The sequence below is a fragment of the Neotabrizicola sp. VNH66 genome, from assembly GCF_049445895.1.
Classification (GTDB): domain Bacteria; phylum Pseudomonadota; class Alphaproteobacteria; order Rhodobacterales; family Rhodobacteraceae; genus Pseudogemmobacter.
This window is the reverse complement of sequence record NZ_JBMSDW010000006.1, coordinates 200,172-215,496: the sequence shown is the minus strand read 5'-3', so window position 1 is coordinate 215,496 and position 15,325 is coordinate 200,172. Positions and strand designations below refer to the sequence as shown.

Here is a 15,325-nt window from a genome sequence, read left to right as displayed (position 1 = left end):
CCTAGCGTTCCGTGAGCTTCAGCTCGATCCGGCGGTTCTGGGCGCGGGCGGCTTCGGTATTTCCTTCGGCGACGGGGCGATATTCACCAAAACCGGTGGCGGCCAGCCGGTCGGGCGGGAAGCCCAGTTCGTCCTGCATGTAGCGCACCACGGACAGGGCGCGGGCCTGCGACAGTTCCCAGTTGTCGCGGAACGCGCCGGTTCCGGAAATCGGCACATTGTCGGTATGGCCATCGACCCGGATGATCCAGTCGATGCCGGGCGGGATTTCCTGCCGGATCTCGTTCAGGATCTGCACCACGCTGGCGATCTGGGCCTGACCTTCCGGCGCCAGATCGGCCGAGCCGGGACGGAACAGCACCTCGGACGAAAAGACGAAACGGTCCCCCACCACGCGCACGCCGTCACGACCAGACAGAAGTTGCGAGAGCTGACCGAAGAATTCCGACCGGAATTTTTCCAGATTCGCATTTTCCTCGGCCAGACGGGCGGCTTCGGCGGCTTCCAGTTCGGCCCGGGCGCGCTGCTCGGCGGCCACCTGTGCCAGCGCGGCGTTCAGGTCCTTGCCCAGCGAATCCAGTTGCAGCCGCGCCTCGTCCCGGGCGGCCTCGGAATCGTCCAGAACCGATTGCAGGCTGCCCAGCTGGCTGCGCAGGGCGGCCAGCTGCTGGTTCAGCAATTCGACATTGCGCGCCGCCTCCAGAGATTTCTGCTGTTCGGCGGTCAGGGCGGCAGTGGCCGCGGCCAAAGCCGCCTCTTTCTCGTCCGCGGTCTGGCTGGCGGCCGCACGGGCCCCGGCCAGCAGGGTCAGCGTCTCTTCGGCCCGCTTGCGCTCTTCCTCCAGCGCAAGGGTCATGGCGGTCAGTTCGGTATCCGCCCCCTCCAGCCGCTTGCGCAAAGCCTCCAGCGCGGCGGCATCGGCCAGACGGGCGGCCTCGGCCTCGGTGACCTCGGTCTGCGCGGCCTCCAGCGCCGCCTTGTCGGCCTCGCCCTTGGCACGCATCTCATCCAGCAGCGCGGTCAGCGCCTCGGTCCGGGCAGCGGCCAGACGGGCCGCCTCGGCCTCGGCATCCACCTCGTCCCGCGCCTTGGCGAGCGCAAGCTGCATCGCCTCGGCATCGGTGATCAGCTTTGCCTTGGCCGCTTCCAGATCGGCCACGGTGGCAGCCAGCCCCTCCGCCCGGGCGGTGGCGGTGTCGCGTTCGCCGGTGACCAGCGCCAGCCCCTCCAGCGCCTTGTCGCGGGCAGACAGCAGCGTGGCCACCTGCGCTTCGAACGCGGTGATCTTCGCCGCCGCTTCGGACAATTCGCCTTCGCGCGCCGCAAGGTCACTGCGCAGCCCGGCGATGACGCCTTCCTGCCGTTTCCCCTCACTCAACGCAGCCGACAGCGAAGCCTGCAGCGTGCCCACCTCGCTCTCCAGCCCGGCCGCGCGGCGGCGTTCAAGGCCAAGCGCCTCGGACAGCGCCGCGACCTGCGTGTTCAGCGCGGACAATTCATTGCCCTGCGTGGTCAGCTGGTCGCGCAGCACCGATTGCATGACGGTGAAGATGGTCAGCACGAACATCAGCACCATCAGAAGCGTGGTCACCGCATCGACGAACCCGGGCCAGATCAGGTTGTTGTCACGCCGTCCACGGGAAATCGCCATGGCCTAGCCCCGGCCCGCGGGCGCACCGCGCGACAACTGCCGGATCGCGGCGGTCAGCGCGGCCAGATCGGCGCGCAGATCGGCCACGGTCTCCTGCCGTCCCGCGCTGATTTCCTCCAGAATGCGCAGCATCTGCACGTCGATGGACCGCAGGCGCATGCGGCTTTCGGCATCCACGCCGCCACCTTCGGAAATCCCGCCTGCCAGCGCGGTGACCAGCTTTTCCTGCCCCTCGGCCACCCACGCCAGCGCCGCGGCCGTGCTGCCCGCCCCCTGTGCCTGATCGCCCAGCCGATTGGCCAGCCGGTCCACCGCCACGGCCAGATCGTTCACCCGATCCTCCATCACGCTGCGCGCGACATCGGCCTGCGTATACAGCATCTGGAGGCTTTCCATCTGCCCGGCCATATGGTCCAGCACCTGCACGATGGCCGACTGGTCGGCGCTGCCGCCTTCGCCGTCGTGCAGACCGATCCGGGTGATCGAGGACAGCCATTCCTCCAGCTCGCGATAAAACCGGCTTTGGCCATGACCCGCGAACAGCTCCAGCAGGCCCAGCACCAGCGAACCAGCCAGCCCCAGAAGCGAGGAGGAAAAGGCCGTGCCCATCCCGCCCAGCTGCGATTCAAGCCCGGTCATCAGCTTGCCGAAGACATCCAGCCCGCTGTCGCCCTCCTGCGGGGCGAGGCTGCGGATGGTTTCGACCACCGCCGGAACCGTGGTGGCCAGCCCCCAGAACGTGCCCAGAAGGCCAAGGAACACCAGAAGGTTGATCAGATAGCGGGTGACATCGCGTCCTTCGTCCAGACGCTGCGCCACGGAATCAAGGATCGTCCGCCCCGACGAGGCCGAGATCGCCAGCCCCCGCCCGCGTGACCGCAAAAGCGCCGCCAAAGGGGCCAGCATGCTGGGCGGGGCCACCTGATCGGCGCCGGGGTCGCGGCGGACGAAACCCTCGATCCAGCTGACCGATTTCGCCAGCGTCCAGACCTGCCAGAAGCAGGTGACGACGCCCAGCAGGAAGACGAAAAGGATCAGCCCGTTCAGCACCGGATTGGTGAACAGGATGCCCTCGACCTGACCATGGATCAGCCAGACCCCCACCGCGACAAGGACGCAGACCACCAGCATGGTGGTAATGGCGCGGATAGGCTGGCTGAAGGTCGTGCCCGGGGTGGCCTCGGGTCGCTGCATGTAGATCTGCCCGCCTCATCAGGATCGTTCGGCGCAGATTACCAGCTTGGCCCCGCAGGGGAAATCAAATCATGCCGCAACTGCGCGATCATGTGCACAGGCTACGGACCCGCTCGGCCAGCCAGTCCAGCTCGGGGTCGGCAAGGCCCAGCTGGTGCAGATGTTCGGTGGTGGACCACAGGTAATCGCGGTTCGGTCCGCGCCCGCCGGTGGCACGGGCGATGATCCCCGCCTGTTCCTCCAGCGGCAGCCCGCCGCAATATTGCACGTGATCGGGGTCGATCACATAGGCCAGCGCCATCAGCGCGCCGTCGGTGCTGGTTAGCGGCAGCACCACCTCCAGATAGGCCGAGGAGATCAGCTCCCGCTCGCGCAGATCGGCCAAAGTCTGCGCCTCGGCCCCCGGCGCCACGCGGAAGGCCACGCCGTCACAGGCGGCCCCATCCGCCCGGTCCAGTGCCAGCACCAGCCCGGGGTCGGCCTCGGTCCCGCGGTGGTGGATCGACCGCATGCAGAAACTGCGCCGCCAGCCCGCCGCCCGCGCCAGCCGCCGCTCGGCCACCGGAAAGCCGGGGTTCCAGATCAGCGATCCGTAGCCGAAAACCCAAAGCGGTTCGTGCAAGGCTGGCCCTCCTTCCGCTGCGCCTGTAAACATCCCCTCTGTAAACACCGTTGATGCGGCAGGGAAAAGGGGGCGCGATGCGCTGGCTTCTGGGTTTCGCGGCGGTGCTGACCTCGCTGTGGTGCGGCTATTGGTTCGTGGGCAAGACCGTGATCGAACGGCAGGCCAGCGCTTTTCTGGCCGCGCAGGCGGCCGAGGGACGCCGGGCCGAGACGACTTCCCTGTCAGTGGGCGGTTTTCCCAACCGTTTTGACCTGACGGCCGAGGGGATCGACTTTGCCGATCCCGCACAGGGCCTGTCGTGGCAGGCCCCTTTCGTGCAGGTCTTCGCCATGACGTGGAAGCCGTGGCATCTGATCGCTGCCTTTGCCGAGACGCAGACCATCGGCGTGCCGGGCGAGACGTTGACGCTGACCTCGGACGGGCTGATGGCCTCGGCCCGGACCCAACCCTCGCTGGATCTGACCCTGGCCGAGGCGCGGGTGGCCACGCGGACGCTGACGGTGGTTTCGTCGCAGGGTTGGACGGCGGGGCTGGGCGAAAGCGCCGCCGCGCTGCGCGCCACGCCGGGCGAAGCCGCGACCTATGATCTTGGCGTGCAACTGACCCGCTTCGTGCCCGATCCCCGCATCAAGGAGGCGCTGGCCCAGGTGGTGCTGCCCGGTCTGCCCGCCTCGGACCTGCCGGCCGAGATCGAGCGGCTGCATCTCGACGCCCGGCTGGGCCTGTCCGCACCGCTGGACCGGCAGGCCGGACAGACCCGGCCGCAGCTTCTGTCCGTCGACCTTCGGGACCTGAGCCTCGTCTGGGGGGAACTCGCCATCGTGGCCAAGGGCAGGCTGGACCCCGACGCCCAGGGCTTTGCCGCGGGCCGGATCGAGGTTTCGGTCACCAACTGGGACCGGCTGCCGCCCCTCTTGGTCGCCGCGGGGCTGGTCAAGCCGGAAATCGCACCGACCGTGACCAACCTGCTGCGGGCTCTGGCCGCGGATGGCGGCGATCCGGCCACGCTGACCCTGCCCCTCGTGCTGCAGGGCGGACAGATGAGCGTCGGCCCCCTGCCCCTCGGCCCGGCGCCCCTGCTGGTGCCGCCCGCGGGGGGATGACCAGAGGGGCCGCCCTTCCGGCACCCGCCACCACGCCTCTCTTCAGGACCATGTAGACCGAAGCCTGCCCTCCCCGGCAGGATCGCTATTCCGCAGCAGCGCTGTTCATACTGGAACAAATATCCTGCGGAGGGGTCCGGGGAGGTGCAAAACCTCCCCGGGGCTGCGGAGGGACATTACCGGCAATAGGGGCTGCGGTGGCTCGCAGTGTCCAGATGCAGATGGTCCTCGTGATAGCCGTCTGACCCGGGGCCAAGCGTGGTGCCGAACAGCCCGCAGGCCTGCTGATGCACCTTGCGCATGGTCTTGTTGTAGCCGCCCGCGACCATCACCACCTTGCCCGAGGACAGGGCAAAGCCGCCGATGTCCACCGCCTTGCCACGGCCATGTTCGCTGATCTTGCCGCCCTTGATGTTGTTGCGCGGACGGCAGATGTAATGCCCGGCGATCTTCAGCTCCACGACGGCGCCGCCATAGGCGGGCTGCACCACCTGATCGACCCAGGTGTTCAGCGCCTTCGCAGTATTGCAATCAACCGTGATCGCCATGGACAGCCGCACCCCCGAGACCGAGGTGACCCGCACCCCGTCGGCCAGGCCGCAGCCCTTCACCTTCGAGGTGATGGGGGCAATCTCCTCGCCCTTGATCGCCGCCACCCCGCAGACCGAGCCCTTCTTGGAGGCCTTGGCCTTGTCCTTCGACTTGGCCTTGGGGGCGGGCATCGCCACGGGCTCCACCTCTTCCGGCATCACGACTTCCGGCGCTTTGGCCGCCTTGGCGGCCGGTGCGGCGGTCAGAACAATATCCTTGGGTCGGTCTTTCGGCCGCAGAGAGCTTGCCAGCATGGTGCCGCCGCCTGCTGTGGCCTTGGTCACCGAATCGGCCAGCCCCTCGGGGCGGGACTTCGGGCGCGGCGAAGGCTCCACCTCGGCCACAGCCGCGACGGGGGCGGCCACGGGGGCAGGCGCGGCCGCGGGGGCAACCGGGGTCGCCACAGGCAGGGGAGGCGTTGCGGCCAGCGCGGCCACCGGCAGCCCAACGCCCGGCGGCAGGACCAGGGCTTCAGGCAAAGCGGCCGGAATCTGGAAATTGACCCGCGGCTTTCCGTCCGGCAGCGGAACCGCCGCCGCGGTCAGGGCCGGGGGCACCGCGGGCAGGGTTTCGGCCACGGGCGGCAGCGCGGGCGCGGGGACGGCATGCGCCGGTTCTGCGGGCAGGGTAACGGCAACCGGCGGCGCGGCGGCATCAGCAGGCACGGCCAGACGCGGGTTCATCTTCGGCAGGGTCGACGTTTCGACCCCCTCGGCCCACAGGGGCGCCGCCGCCAGCAAAAGAACCGTGACCAGCCTTGTCTTCATTCCCCTGCGCTTCCCTCTCCACCTCCGGCGACACGGCCGAAGTTCGGAGCGGAAGTATCCTGACCCGCCTCGATAATGCCACGCCGGATTGCGCGGGTGCGGGTGAAGTAGGCGTGAAGATGCTCACCATCCCCCATGCGGATGGCGCGTTGCAGCGTGAAAAGCTCTTCGGTGAAGCGGCCAAGGATGTCGAGGACGGCATCCTTGTTGGTCAGAAACACGTCGCGCCACATCGTGGCATCGCTGGCAGCGATTCGGGTGAAGTCCCGGAAGCCCGAGGCGGAGTATTTGATCACCTCTTCCTGCGTCACCCGGCGCAGGTGATCGGCCACGCCGACCATCGTATAGGCAATCAGGTGCGGCGTGTGCGAAACGACGGCCAGCACCAGATCGTGGCGCTTCGCCTCCATCTCGTCGACATTGGCGCCCATGCCCTCCAGCAGACGGCGCAGCCGCGCGGTCGCCTGCGGATCGGCACCCTCCAGCGGCGTCAGCAGCCACCAGCGGTTCTGGAACAGGGTGGCAAAGCCCGACCGCGGCCCGGAATATTCCGTTCCCGCCAGCGGGTGGCCGGGGATGAAATGCACGCCTGCGGGCAGATGCGGCTGGACCGCCTCGATCACCGCCTGCTTGACCGATCCCACATCTGTTATCGTGGCGCCCGGCGCGAGATGTGGGCCGATTTCTTCCGCAACCGCCTCCATCGCGCCCACGGGCACACACAGGACCACAAGGTCTGCGCCCTGCACTGCCTCGGCTGCGGTCTCTGTCACCCGGTCGCAGAACAGCTCGCGCGCGATGGCGCGGGTTTCCGGGGACCGGGCATGGCCGACGATTTCCCCGGCCAGCCCCGCGGCGCGCATCGCATGGGCCATGGAGCCGGCAATCAGCCCCAGCCCGATCAGCGCCACACGGTTGTAGACCGGCGCGGTCATCTGGTGCCCTTGAACTGCGCCACGGCATGGGCCACGCGGCGGCAGGAGGCTTCGTCCCCCACGGTGATGCGCAGGCAGTTGGGCAGGTTGTAGCTGGCCACCCGTCGCACGATCAGCCCCTGCGATTGCAGGAAGGCGTCGCAGGCCTCGGCCTCTTCGGTATTGGCAAAGCGAGCAAGGATGAAATTGGCGGAAGACACGTCCGAGGGCACGCCCGCCTCGGCCAGAGCATTGGCCAGCCAAGCGCGCATCCGGGTGTTGTCGGACCGGCATTTGGTAACCCAGTCCTGATCGCGCACTGCCGCTTCGGCTGCGTCCAGCTGGCTGGTGGACAAGTTGAACGGCTGGCGGATGCGGTTCAGCACGTCGATGATATGCTTCGGCCCATAGCCCCAGCCGATCCGCAGCCCGCCGAGCCCGTAGATTTTCGAGAAGGTGCGCGTCATCACCACATTCTGCCGCCCCTCGATCAGGGCAAGCCCCGCATCGAAGCCTTCGACATATTCGGCATAGGCCCCGTCCAGCACCAGAATGGCCTGCCGCGGCAGACCGGCGGCCAGACGTGCCACCTCGGCCGGAGAAATCATCGTGCCGGTCGGGTTGTTCGGATTGGCGATGAACACCAGCTTGGTGCGGGTGTTGCAGGCGCGCAGAATGGCGTCCACATCGGTCACCCGCTCGCGCTCGCGCACCTCGATCGGGGTGGCACCCACGGCCAAGGCGCAGATCTTGTACATCAGGAAGCCGTGTTCGGTGAACACCACCTCGTCCCGCGGCCCGGCATAGGCCTGCGCCAGCCACTGGATCACCTCATCCGAACCGACACCGCAGATGACGCGGTCCGCATCCAGCCCGTGCACCTCGGCAATGGCGTTGCGCAGGCTGGCGTGGTCGGTCGAGGGATAGCGATGCAGGCTGTGGACGCTGCGCTGGAAGGCATCCTTCACCCGGTCCGAAGGCCCGAAGGGGTTTTCGTTCGACGACAGCTTCACGATGTTGCTGACGCCCGCCACATGGCTCTTGCCGCCCTGGTACAGTGCGATGTCAAGAATGCCGGGCTGCGGACGGATGTCGTCGGACATTTGGGTCTCCTCTGGTCGCCCGGGTATTAGCGGCCCCCCGGGCGCAAGGCCAGTGCCAGCTTGGCTTATTTCTTGCTGACGTAGGATTTGGCCTGCAGCCAGTCCATCAGCGCCATCAACACGCCGGACAAAACGAAGGTCAGATGGATGATCACCAGCCATTGCAGCTCAGTCTCACCGAAGGCCGAAGCCGCGTCGATGTCGCTGATTTCCATGAAGCGTTTCAGCAGGTGAATCCCGGAAATCGCCACGATCGAGGCGATCAGCTTCATTTTCAGCCCGCCGAAATCGACCTTGCCCATCCAGCCCGGCTTGTCCTGGCCCGGATCGAAATCGAACTTCGACACGAAATTCTCATAGCCCGAAAACATCACGATCAGCACAAGGTTCGCCGCCAACGTCAGGTCGATCAGCGTCAGCGCGACAAGGATCACCTGTTCCGATTTCATCGAAGTCATCTGCGGCAGGTAATACAACAGGTCGCGGAAGAAGATGAAAACCAGCATGCCAAGGCCCACCACAAGGCCCAGATACATGGGTGCCATCAGCCAGCGGCTGGCAAAAAGCAGTTTCTCGAAATTGTGCTCGACGGGGTTCGGGGTCGTCATGACGGGTTCCTTCGCGGGGATGCCGCCTGAATACCTCCTGCGCCTGCAAAAGGAAGCGGAATTTCCAGACTTTTCGCAGCCACCCGATCCTGCCGAGCCTCTCTGCCGCGGTTTCCTGCCGGATGCGGCCTTCCGACGAAGGGCGCCAGGGTCGCCCTGCCCCGCCCCCAAAGAAAAAGGCCGCATCCCATGGGATGCGGCCTTTCCGGTCGGGATCCGCGAAGGATCAGTTCTTCGCGTAATATTCGACGACGAGGTTCGGTTCCATCTGGACGGGATAGGGCACGTCCGACAGACCCGGCACGCGGACCAGCTTCGCGGTCAGCTTCTGGGCGTCCAGTTCGATGTAATCCGGAACGTCCCGCTCGGTCAGGGCGAGCGCTTCGGTGATGGTGGCCATCTGGCGCGACTTTTCGCGGACCGAGACGACATCGCCTTCCTTCAGACGGTAGGAGGCGATGTTGACCGCCTTGCCGTTCACGAGGACGTGGCCGTGGTTCACGAACTGACGGGCGGCGAAGATGGTCGCCACGAATTTGGCGCGGTAGACCACCGCATCCAGGCGGCGCTCCAAGAGGCCGATCAGGTTTTCGCCGGTGTCACCGGTGACGCGGGCGGCTTCGCCGTAGATCTTCTTGAACTGCTTTTCGGTCAGGTCGCCGTAGTAGCCCTTCAGCTTCTGCTTGGCGCGCAGCTGGGTCCCGAAGTCCGACAGCTTGCCCTTGCGGCGTTGGCCGTGCTGGCCGGGACCGTATTCCCGCTTGTTCAGGGGCGACTTGGCGCGGCCCCAGATGTTTTCGCCCATGCGGCGGTCGATCTTGTATTTGGCAGCGGTGCGCTTGGTCATCGCTGATCTCCTTCTGTGGCGCCGTCCGGCGCGGATGTGAAGGGCGTTGTCCTCTCCGGGGTCCGGCAGGCCGGTCCGGCGACAGGGTCTTCCTTGCGGAAGCCACCAACACCAATGAAAAGCCCCGGGCGGGAACCCGGGACCGTGGCGCGGCTTATAGCGACCGCGCGGGCAGTGTCAACCGCTCTGGCCGCGCGTCAGGCGGCACGTTCGTGGCGCAGGATCACCGCCTCGGACCGCGACAGGTTCCGGCGGGAGAATTCGCCATAGGCCATCGGGTTCACCTCGATCTCGGGCATCAGCTGCAGAAGCCGCGCGCGGTCATGGGCGTCGATCGTATCCAATGCCGTGGCCGCCGGGTGAAAGCTTTCGGTCTCCAGCCCGTTGGCGAAGATCACCTCATGCCGCTCCAGCAGCAGATGGTGATAGGTCACCTCGCGGATCTGGGTGTCGATCAGCACGCTTTGCCCGTCGATCAGGTCTTCGGCCGCAACCAGCACCTCATCGGCGTTGAACAGGCTGCGCGCCGCCGCCCCCTTCACCAGCATGCGGTGCTGGGGCGAGACCAGGAGGTCGCCGTCCGGCCGCCCGCGGCCCAAAGCGCCCGAGCGGAAGCGGACCGGCCGCAGATGCGGCATGGCATAAAGCCGCGCGCCGGACATGCGGCGGCTGCCGGTCCAGCGGATTTCCTGTGCGCCGCTGTCGCGGGTCTGCACCAGATCGCCTTCGCGCAATGTCTCGATCGGACGGGCGCCGTGCGGGGTCAGCAACAATGTCCCCGGCGCGAAACAGATCACCCCGCCGCTTTCGCGCGAGCCGGAGGCCCCGCCCGTGCGGTCGATCTGGGTGCGCACGATCCACAGATCGCGCCCCTCGGGCGGCATTTCGCCCAGAAACATGATCAGCCGCGCGCCGCTGTCGCGCACATTCAGAAGGGTGGCGATATGCGATTTCAGCCCGTCGGTGACGACAAAGCTCTGGTCCGGCAGATCGCCCGCAGGCTCTTCCGCGCCGGTCTCCTCTCCCTCGACCGCAATTCCGATCAGGCGCTGCACCATACGTGCCGCCCGCCGCCGGATGTCCGCCCCGCCCTCTGCCCCTTCCAGAACCAGCGTATCGCCCGCGGCGTCGATGCGCACCGGCGTGCCCGTCCAGCGCCATGCGGCGCCGACCGTCAGCACATCGGGGCCTGCCGCCCGGAGACCGTCCACTTCCGTCTGCGACCAGGAGATGACGAACGTAGCCCGAAAGCCCGTTCCCATTGCCTGTATGCCTGCTCGTGTTTTTTCTTATGGCACAAAGGTTAGCAGGGCTTTGTTCACGTTTCTATTGCTAATTCGCCACAGCCGCGGGGTTTGTTGTCAGAAACTCAGGTTGAAGTTCAGCGAACCCAGCACCTGCCCCTCGGGCTGGCCCTCATATTCCTTGGACAGCCATGTCAGCCCATAGAACACCGCGCCGCCGTGATCCCCCTGCCAGGCCAGGCCCGCGCGCAGCCGGCTGCGCTCCTCGGCCAGGTCCGCCGCGCCGCCTTCGGGCAGGAGATCGCTTTCAAAGACCTTTGCGATGTCGCCGCCCAGGGTGAAGGTGAAACCCGGCACAACATCCCCCCGCACCCCGCGGTAGCGTTGCCCCGTGGTCTGTTCGCGCAGCATCAGCGCACCCTGCGTATAGCCCCCGAACGAGAGGTCGGCCCCCACGCGGACAAAGGTCTCAAGCCCGGCCTGCGCCTCGGCAAAGGGGCGGATCGTGCCCTGCCCGCCCAGGGCGATGCTGCGGCCCAGTTCAACCACCAGCGTCGGATGCACACCATCAGCGATCTGGTTGTTCAGCGCCGGATCGGGGCTGGTCGTGTCCAGAAGATCGTGCAGCGCGCTCTGGAACCGGCCGATGCCGGTCTGCGGTCCGCTGAAGGTCAGGTCGGTGCCAAGGCTGGTCTCGATCCCCTGCCAGTCGAAATGCGTGTGCAGGCCCAGTGTCACCAGCCCGGCATAGCGCCGGTCTCCCGCAGCCGGATTCGACAGGTTCGCCGGGGCGATCATCTCGGTCCTGAGCCGCAGCTCAAGGATCTCACCAAATCCTGCGGGCAGTTCGCCGGACCAGGACGGGCCGCGCAACCGGCTGATCGTATAGGCGCCGGTGCGCCAGCGGTCCTTGGTATCGCCGATCCCGTCGTTCGAGAACATGCGCCCCCAGCCAAGGGTGACGCGCTCCTGCGCAAGGGCCGCTTCGCAAAGCGGAAGAAGAAACAGCGCCGCCAGCGCCGTGGTGCGAAGGGTCATCGGTGGTCCTGCATCGATCATGACCGCCAGCGCCGGGTTCATCCCTGCTGCCGCGGCCTGCTTGCCTCTGTTTGATCAGAGTTTGTGGCATGTTTCGGGCAATGTCCATCCGCGCGCGGGGCAAAGCCGGGGTAAGAGCGCGGCAGGCTGGCAGAAATGCCGCGCCCGGCCCGGGCCTCAGGCCCGGCCTGCGGCGGGGGACAGGGTAATCGGATCTATGCCCAACCCCTTCAGCGCCAATGTCCATTTGTCCGGATCGGCCGCACGGAACACAAGATCCGGCCCGGCATCGGCAATCAGCCAGTCATTGCGCAGGATTTCATCCTCGACCTGCCCCGGCCCCCATCCGGCATAGCCAAGCGCGAACAGCGCCCGCTCCGGCCCGTTCCCGCGGGCCAGCGCCTCCAGAATGTCGATGGTCCCGGTCAGGCGAAAGCCGCCGGGCACCTCCATCGTGGTTTCCTCTCCCCTCCAGTCCGGAGAGTGCAGAACGAAACCGCGCCCGCGTTCCACCGGGCCACCGAAGTGCACCCGGATTTCCCGCGCGGTGCCGCCCTTGATGCCCAGATGGTCCAGAAGGCCGGTGAAGGTCAGCTCCTCCGCGGGTTTGTTGACGATCAGCCCCATGGCGCTGTCTTCGCTATGGGCGCAGACCAGAACGACGCTGCGGGCAAAGCGGGGGTCACCCATGCCCGGCATTGCGATCAGGACCTTTCCGGCAAGCTGCATCGATTCGTCCTTTCCTATCCCAAAAGATGGAACGCCCGCGGCACTGCGGCAAGTGCCGGCTGCACCCTGCGGCGGATCGGCCACATCACGTTTGCTGTCGCCGCCTTGTGATTTCCCACCGCCGTGCGGTTCCCTATCCTGCGCGGCATGACTCGCCCCCTTTGCCTTGCGCTTGCGCTGCTCCTGCCCGCCCTGCCCGCCGCCGCCACCACCCAGGACGATGTGCTTGCCGCCTCGGTCCTGACTGGCTGGCAGGAAGCGGACGGCAGCCACATGGCCGCGCTGCGGCTGGATCTGGCCCCGGGCTGGAAGACCTACTGGCGCACGCCGGGCGAAGCGGGCATCCCGCCGCAATTCGACTGGTCCGCTTCCGAGAACCTGAAATCGGTGGAACTGCACTGGCCCGCGCCTTCGGTATTCGAGACATCGGGGCTTCGGACTTTGGGCTATCACGATCAGCTGGTCCTGCCGGTGAAGGTGGTCGCCAAGGACCCGTCCAGACCGGTGACGCTGGCCGCCACGGTTGAACTCGGCATCTGCCGCGACATCTGTCTGCCCGCCACGGTGTCGCTCTCGGCGGTGATCCGGGCGCCGGGCGCTGCGGATCCGGCCATCCGCGCGGCGCTGGCGGCCCAGCCGGTCAGCGGGGCGAAGGCCGGGCTGACGGCCATCGCCTGCACGGTAGAGCCGATCAAGGACGGGTTGCGGCTGACCGCCACCCTGGCCCTGCCACCACAAGGCGGTGAAGAGGTGGTGGCCATCGAAACACAGGATCCCCGGATCTGGGTGTCCGAGGCTGAGACCCGCCGCAAAGGTGCCACGCTGACAGCGGTGGCCGAGATGGTCCCCCCCTCCGGCAAGCCCTTTGCGCTGGATCGCTCCTCGGTCACCGTCACGGTGATTTCCGGCAAGGGCGCGGTCGAGGTCGACGGCTGCCCCGCCCCCTGAGGCATCCGGCGATGCGCGCGCAGGCGGGGCGCCCCCGCTCAGCGCGCGCGGGGAATGCGCAGGCCCAGACGCACGCTCAGCACCCGGACGACGAAGGTCAGCAGCACCCCCGCCGTTGCCGTCACCAGAACTGGCAGGTCCAGCGCGGTGCCGCCCACGGCCACCGCCGCGCCCAGAATGGCGGCCACGGCGTAAACCTCTTCCCGCAGCACCCGCGGCACCTCGGCCACCAGCAGATCGCGCACCGCCCCCCCGCCGACCGCCGTCAGCACGCCCAGAAGGCAAGCCTGCACCGGGCCAAGGCCGAACATCAGCGCCTTCTGGCTGCCCGACACGGCAAAGACCCCCAGCCCCAGCGCATCCAAGAGCATGACCGGCTTGTTCAGCCGCTCCACCTGCCGATGCGCAAGGAAAGCCACCAGCCCCGCCGCCACCGCCAGCGCCAGATAGCGGTTGTCGCGCAGCATGGCGACGGGTGTGTCACCGATCGCCATGTCGCGGATCACCCCGCCCGCCGTGGCCGCCGCCACCGACAGGACCATCACGCCGAACAGGTCCAGCTGCCGCCGCACCGCCAGCATGCCGCCCGACAGGCCGAAAACGAAGGTCCCGATCAGGTCTAGCCACAAAGGCAGCGCCGACAGGGCAAAGGGCGGCAGTTCCACCCTCAGCCCGCCACGGGAATAAAGTCGCGCCCGCCATCCACCGTGCCGGGGCGGCCCTCAAGGAACAGCTGGCTGATCCGCGGCGGCGTGCGGCTGATGACACGGCCCGCCTTGACCACCGCCAGCCGCACCGGCTTCAGCCGGATCGCCTCGGTCACGTCGGCGGCCTGCAACAGCACGAGGTCGGCGTTGCAGCCTACCGCCAGCCCGTAACCCTCGATCCCCATGGTTTTCGCGGAATTGACCGTGATCGCGTCGAACAGCGCGCGCTTTTCGTCGATCCCGCCCATCTGCGCCACATGCACCGCCATATGCGCCACCTCCACCATGTCGGCAGAGCCCATGGAATACCACGGGTCCATGGTGCAGTCCTGCCCGAGCGAGACATTGACCCCGGCCGCCATCATCTCCTTCACCCGCGTCAGCCCCCGCCGCTTGGGGAACGTGTCGTGGCGGCCCTGCAGCATGATGTTGATCAGCGGATTGGGAATTGCATTCATCTGCGATTCCGCGATCAGCGGGATCAGTTTTGATACGTAATAATTGTCCATAGAATGCATCGAGGTCAGATGCGACCCGGCCACCCGGCCTTGCAGCCCGTGGCGGATCGTCTCTGCCGCCAGGGTCTCGACATGGCGGCTGAGGGGGTCGTCCGTCTCGTCACAATGGATGTCCACCGGCAGACCGCGTTCAGCGGCGATCCGGCACAGGGCCTCCAGCGAGCGGCGGCCATCCTCCATCGTGCGTTCGAAATGCGGGATGCCGCCGACGATATCCAGCCCCATGTCCAGGGCCCGGTCCAGCGCCCGCACCCCTTCGGGCGCGCGGTAATAGCCGTCCTGCGGAAAGGCCACCAGTTGCAGGGTGATATAGGGCTTCACCCGCTCCCGCACCTCGATCAGCGCCTCGGCCGTCACAAGCCGAGGGTCGGAAGTGTCCACATGGCTGCGGATGAACAAAAGGCCCTGGCTGACCGCCAGATCGCAATAGCGCAGCGCGCGTTCGACCAGCGCCTCGCGCGTCAGGGTGGGCCGCAACTCGCCCCACAGCGCGATGCCCTCCAACAGCGTGCCGGAGACATTCATCCGCGGCAGGCCCAGGGACAGCGTCGCATCCATATGGAAATGCGGATCGCAAAAGGCGGGGGACAGCAGGCGGCCGGTGGCGTCGATCACCTCACCCGCCTCGGCCTCCAGCGCCTTTTCGATGGCGGCGATCCGGCCGCTGCGGATACCGATATCCATGCCCTTGCGGCCATCGGGCAGGTTGGCGCCGCGAAAGATCAGGTCGAACATGGG

At 67.1% G+C, this 15,325-nt stretch carries 15 protein-coding genes; 2 read left to right on the top strand and 13 right to left on the bottom strand.

Annotation, left to right across the window (positions count from 1 at the left end; genetic code table 11):
• Nucleotide 1: 1 nt before the first annotated feature.
• From ACO2Q5_RS11285 to ACO2Q5_RS11275, 3 genes are all read right to left on the bottom strand, one after another.
• Complete coding sequence (locus ACO2Q5_RS11285; protein WP_423291003.1) at nt 2-1,651, bottom strand: peptidoglycan -binding protein; 1,650 nt, start codon at nt 1,649-1,651, stop codon at nt 2-4.
• Between the two features lie 3 nt (nt 1,652-1,654).
• Nucleotides 1,655-2,845, bottom strand: a complete 1,191-nt coding sequence (locus ACO2Q5_RS11280) for a biopolymer transporter ExbB (RefSeq protein WP_423291002.1) — start codon at nt 2,843-2,845, stop codon at nt 1,655-1,657.
• A gap of 88 nt (nt 2,846-2,933) precedes the next feature.
• Nucleotides 2,934-3,467: a gamma-glutamylcyclotransferase gene (locus ACO2Q5_RS11275; RefSeq protein WP_423291000.1), complete on the bottom strand. Its 534-nt coding sequence runs from the start codon at nt 3,465-3,467 to the stop codon at nt 2,934-2,936.
• 77 nt (nt 3,468-3,544) lie between these two features.
• Between ACO2Q5_RS11275 and ACO2Q5_RS11270 the strand changes: the two genes are divergently transcribed.
• Complete coding sequence (locus tag ACO2Q5_RS11270; protein ID WP_423290999.1) at nt 3,545-4,573, top strand: DUF2125 domain-containing protein; 1,029 nt, start codon at nt 3,545-3,547, stop codon at nt 4,571-4,573.
• A gap of 176 nt (nt 4,574-4,749) precedes the next feature.
• Here the strand turns inward: ACO2Q5_RS11270 and ACO2Q5_RS11265 are convergent, their stop codons facing one another.
• The 8 genes from ACO2Q5_RS11265 to ACO2Q5_RS11230 form a co-directional block, all read right to left on the bottom strand.
• Nucleotides 4,750-5,931 carry an extensin family protein gene (locus tag ACO2Q5_RS11265; RefSeq protein WP_423290998.1) on the bottom strand — a complete coding sequence of 394 codons (1,182 nt, stop codon included), beginning with the start codon at nt 5,929-5,931 and terminating at the stop codon, nt 4,750-4,752.
• Complete coding sequence (locus ACO2Q5_RS11260; protein ID WP_423290996.1) at nt 5,928-6,866, bottom strand: prephenate/arogenate dehydrogenase family protein; 939 nt, start codon at nt 6,864-6,866, stop codon at nt 5,928-5,930. The genes ACO2Q5_RS11265 and ACO2Q5_RS11260 overlap by 4 nt, the downstream gene beginning before the upstream one ends.
• On the bottom strand, nt 6,863-7,948 hold the full coding sequence (hisC, locus tag ACO2Q5_RS11255) for a histidinol-phosphate transaminase (protein ID WP_423290994.1): 1,086 nt from the start codon (nt 7,946-7,948) through the stop codon (nt 6,863-6,865). Before hisC ends, ACO2Q5_RS11260 begins: the two co-directional genes overlap by 4 nt.
• Nucleotides 7,949-8,013: 65 nt before the next feature.
• Nucleotides 8,014-8,556 (bottom strand): TIGR00645 family protein, encoded by a 543-nt coding sequence (locus tag ACO2Q5_RS11250; protein ID WP_423290992.1) that lies wholly within the window; start codon nt 8,554-8,556, stop codon nt 8,014-8,016.
• 226 nt (nt 8,557-8,782) lie between these two features.
• Nucleotides 8,783-9,403, bottom strand: coding sequence for a 30S ribosomal protein S4 (gene rpsD / locus ACO2Q5_RS11245; protein WP_423290990.1), 621 nt, complete (start codon nt 9,401-9,403; stop codon nt 8,783-8,785).
• A gap of 197 nt (nt 9,404-9,600) precedes the next feature.
• Nucleotides 9,601-10,665: a Hint domain-containing protein gene (locus tag ACO2Q5_RS11240; RefSeq protein ID WP_423290988.1), complete on the bottom strand. Its 1,065-nt coding sequence runs from the start codon at nt 10,663-10,665 to the stop codon at nt 9,601-9,603.
• Nucleotides 10,666-10,764: 99 nt separating this feature from the next.
• Nucleotides 10,765-11,685 carry a lipid A-modifier LpxR family protein gene (locus ACO2Q5_RS11235; protein ID WP_423290986.1) on the bottom strand — a complete coding sequence of 307 codons (921 nt, stop codon included), beginning with the start codon at nt 11,683-11,685 and terminating at the stop codon, nt 10,765-10,767.
• A 177-nt stretch (nt 11,686-11,862) separates the two neighbouring features.
• Nucleotides 11,863-12,414 carry a YqgE/AlgH family protein gene (locus tag ACO2Q5_RS11230; RefSeq protein ID WP_423290984.1) on the bottom strand — a complete coding sequence of 184 codons (552 nt, stop codon included), beginning with the start codon at nt 12,412-12,414 and terminating at the stop codon, nt 11,863-11,865.
• Nucleotides 12,415-12,561: 147 nt separating this feature from the next.
• On the opposite strand from ACO2Q5_RS11230, the gene ACO2Q5_RS11225 reads away from it, so the two are divergent.
• The gene (locus tag ACO2Q5_RS11225; protein ID WP_423290982.1) at nt 12,562-13,362 is read left to right on the top strand and encodes a protein-disulfide reductase DsbD domain-containing protein; all 801 of its coding nucleotides are present in this window, start codon (nt 12,562-12,564) and stop codon (nt 13,360-13,362) included.
• A gap of 38 nt (nt 13,363-13,400) precedes the next feature.
• Here the strand turns inward: ACO2Q5_RS11225 and ACO2Q5_RS11220 are convergent, their stop codons facing one another.
• Complete coding sequence (locus ACO2Q5_RS11220) at nt 13,401-14,027, bottom strand: trimeric intracellular cation channel family protein (RefSeq protein ID WP_423290980.1); 627 nt, start codon at nt 14,025-14,027, stop codon at nt 13,401-13,403.
• A 2-nt stretch (nt 14,028-14,029) separates the two neighbouring features.
• Nucleotides 14,030-15,322 carry an amidohydrolase family protein gene (locus ACO2Q5_RS11215; RefSeq protein ID WP_423290978.1) on the bottom strand — a complete coding sequence of 431 codons (1,293 nt, stop codon included), beginning with the start codon at nt 15,320-15,322 and terminating at the stop codon, nt 14,030-14,032.
• Nucleotides 15,323-15,325: the final 3 nt, after the last annotated feature.

Excerpts from the sequence above, each read along its gene's own strand:
- ACO2Q5_RS11285 (WP_423291003.1), bottom strand. The coding sequence starts at position 1,651 with ATGGCGATTTCCCGTGGACGGCGTGACAACAACCTGATCTGGCCCGGG.
- ACO2Q5_RS11280 (WP_423291002.1), bottom strand. The coding sequence starts at position 2,845 with ATGCAGCGACCCGAGGCCACCCCGGGCACGACCTTCAGCCAGCCTATC.
- ACO2Q5_RS11270 (WP_423290999.1), top strand. The coding sequence starts at position 3,545 with ATGCGCTGGCTTCTGGGTTTCGCGGCGGTGCTGACCTCGCTGTGGTGC.
- ACO2Q5_RS11265 (WP_423290998.1), bottom strand. The coding sequence starts at position 5,931 with ATGAAGACAAGGCTGGTCACGGTTCTTTTGCTGGCGGCGGCGCCCCTG.
- ACO2Q5_RS11260 (WP_423290996.1), bottom strand. The coding sequence starts at position 6,866 with ATGACCGCGCCGGTCTACAACCGTGTGGCGCTGATCGGGCTGGGGCTG.
- hisC (WP_423290994.1), bottom strand. The coding sequence starts at position 7,948 with ATGTCCGACGACATCCGTCCGCAGCCCGGCATTCTTGACATCGCACTG.
- ACO2Q5_RS11250 (WP_423290992.1), bottom strand. The coding sequence starts at position 8,556 with ATGACGACCCCGAACCCCGTCGAGCACAATTTCGAGAAACTGCTTTTT.
- rpsD (WP_423290990.1), bottom strand. The coding sequence starts at position 9,403 with ATGACCAAGCGCACCGCTGCCAAATACAAGATCGACCGCCGCATGGGC.
- ACO2Q5_RS11240 (WP_423290988.1), bottom strand. The coding sequence starts at position 10,665 with ATGGGAACGGGCTTTCGGGCTACGTTCGTCATCTCCTGGTCGCAGACG.
- ACO2Q5_RS11235 (WP_423290986.1), bottom strand. The coding sequence starts at position 11,685 with ATGACCCTTCGCACCACGGCGCTGGCGGCGCTGTTTCTTCTTCCGCTT.
- ACO2Q5_RS11230 (WP_423290984.1), bottom strand. The coding sequence starts at position 12,414 with ATGCAGCTTGCCGGAAAGGTCCTGATCGCAATGCCGGGCATGGGTGAC.
- ACO2Q5_RS11225 (WP_423290982.1), top strand. The coding sequence starts at position 12,562 with ATGACTCGCCCCCTTTGCCTTGCGCTTGCGCTGCTCCTGCCCGCCCTG.
- ACO2Q5_RS11215 (WP_423290978.1), bottom strand. The coding sequence starts at position 15,322 with ATGTTCGACCTGATCTTTCGCGGCGCCAACCTGCCCGATGGCCGCAAG.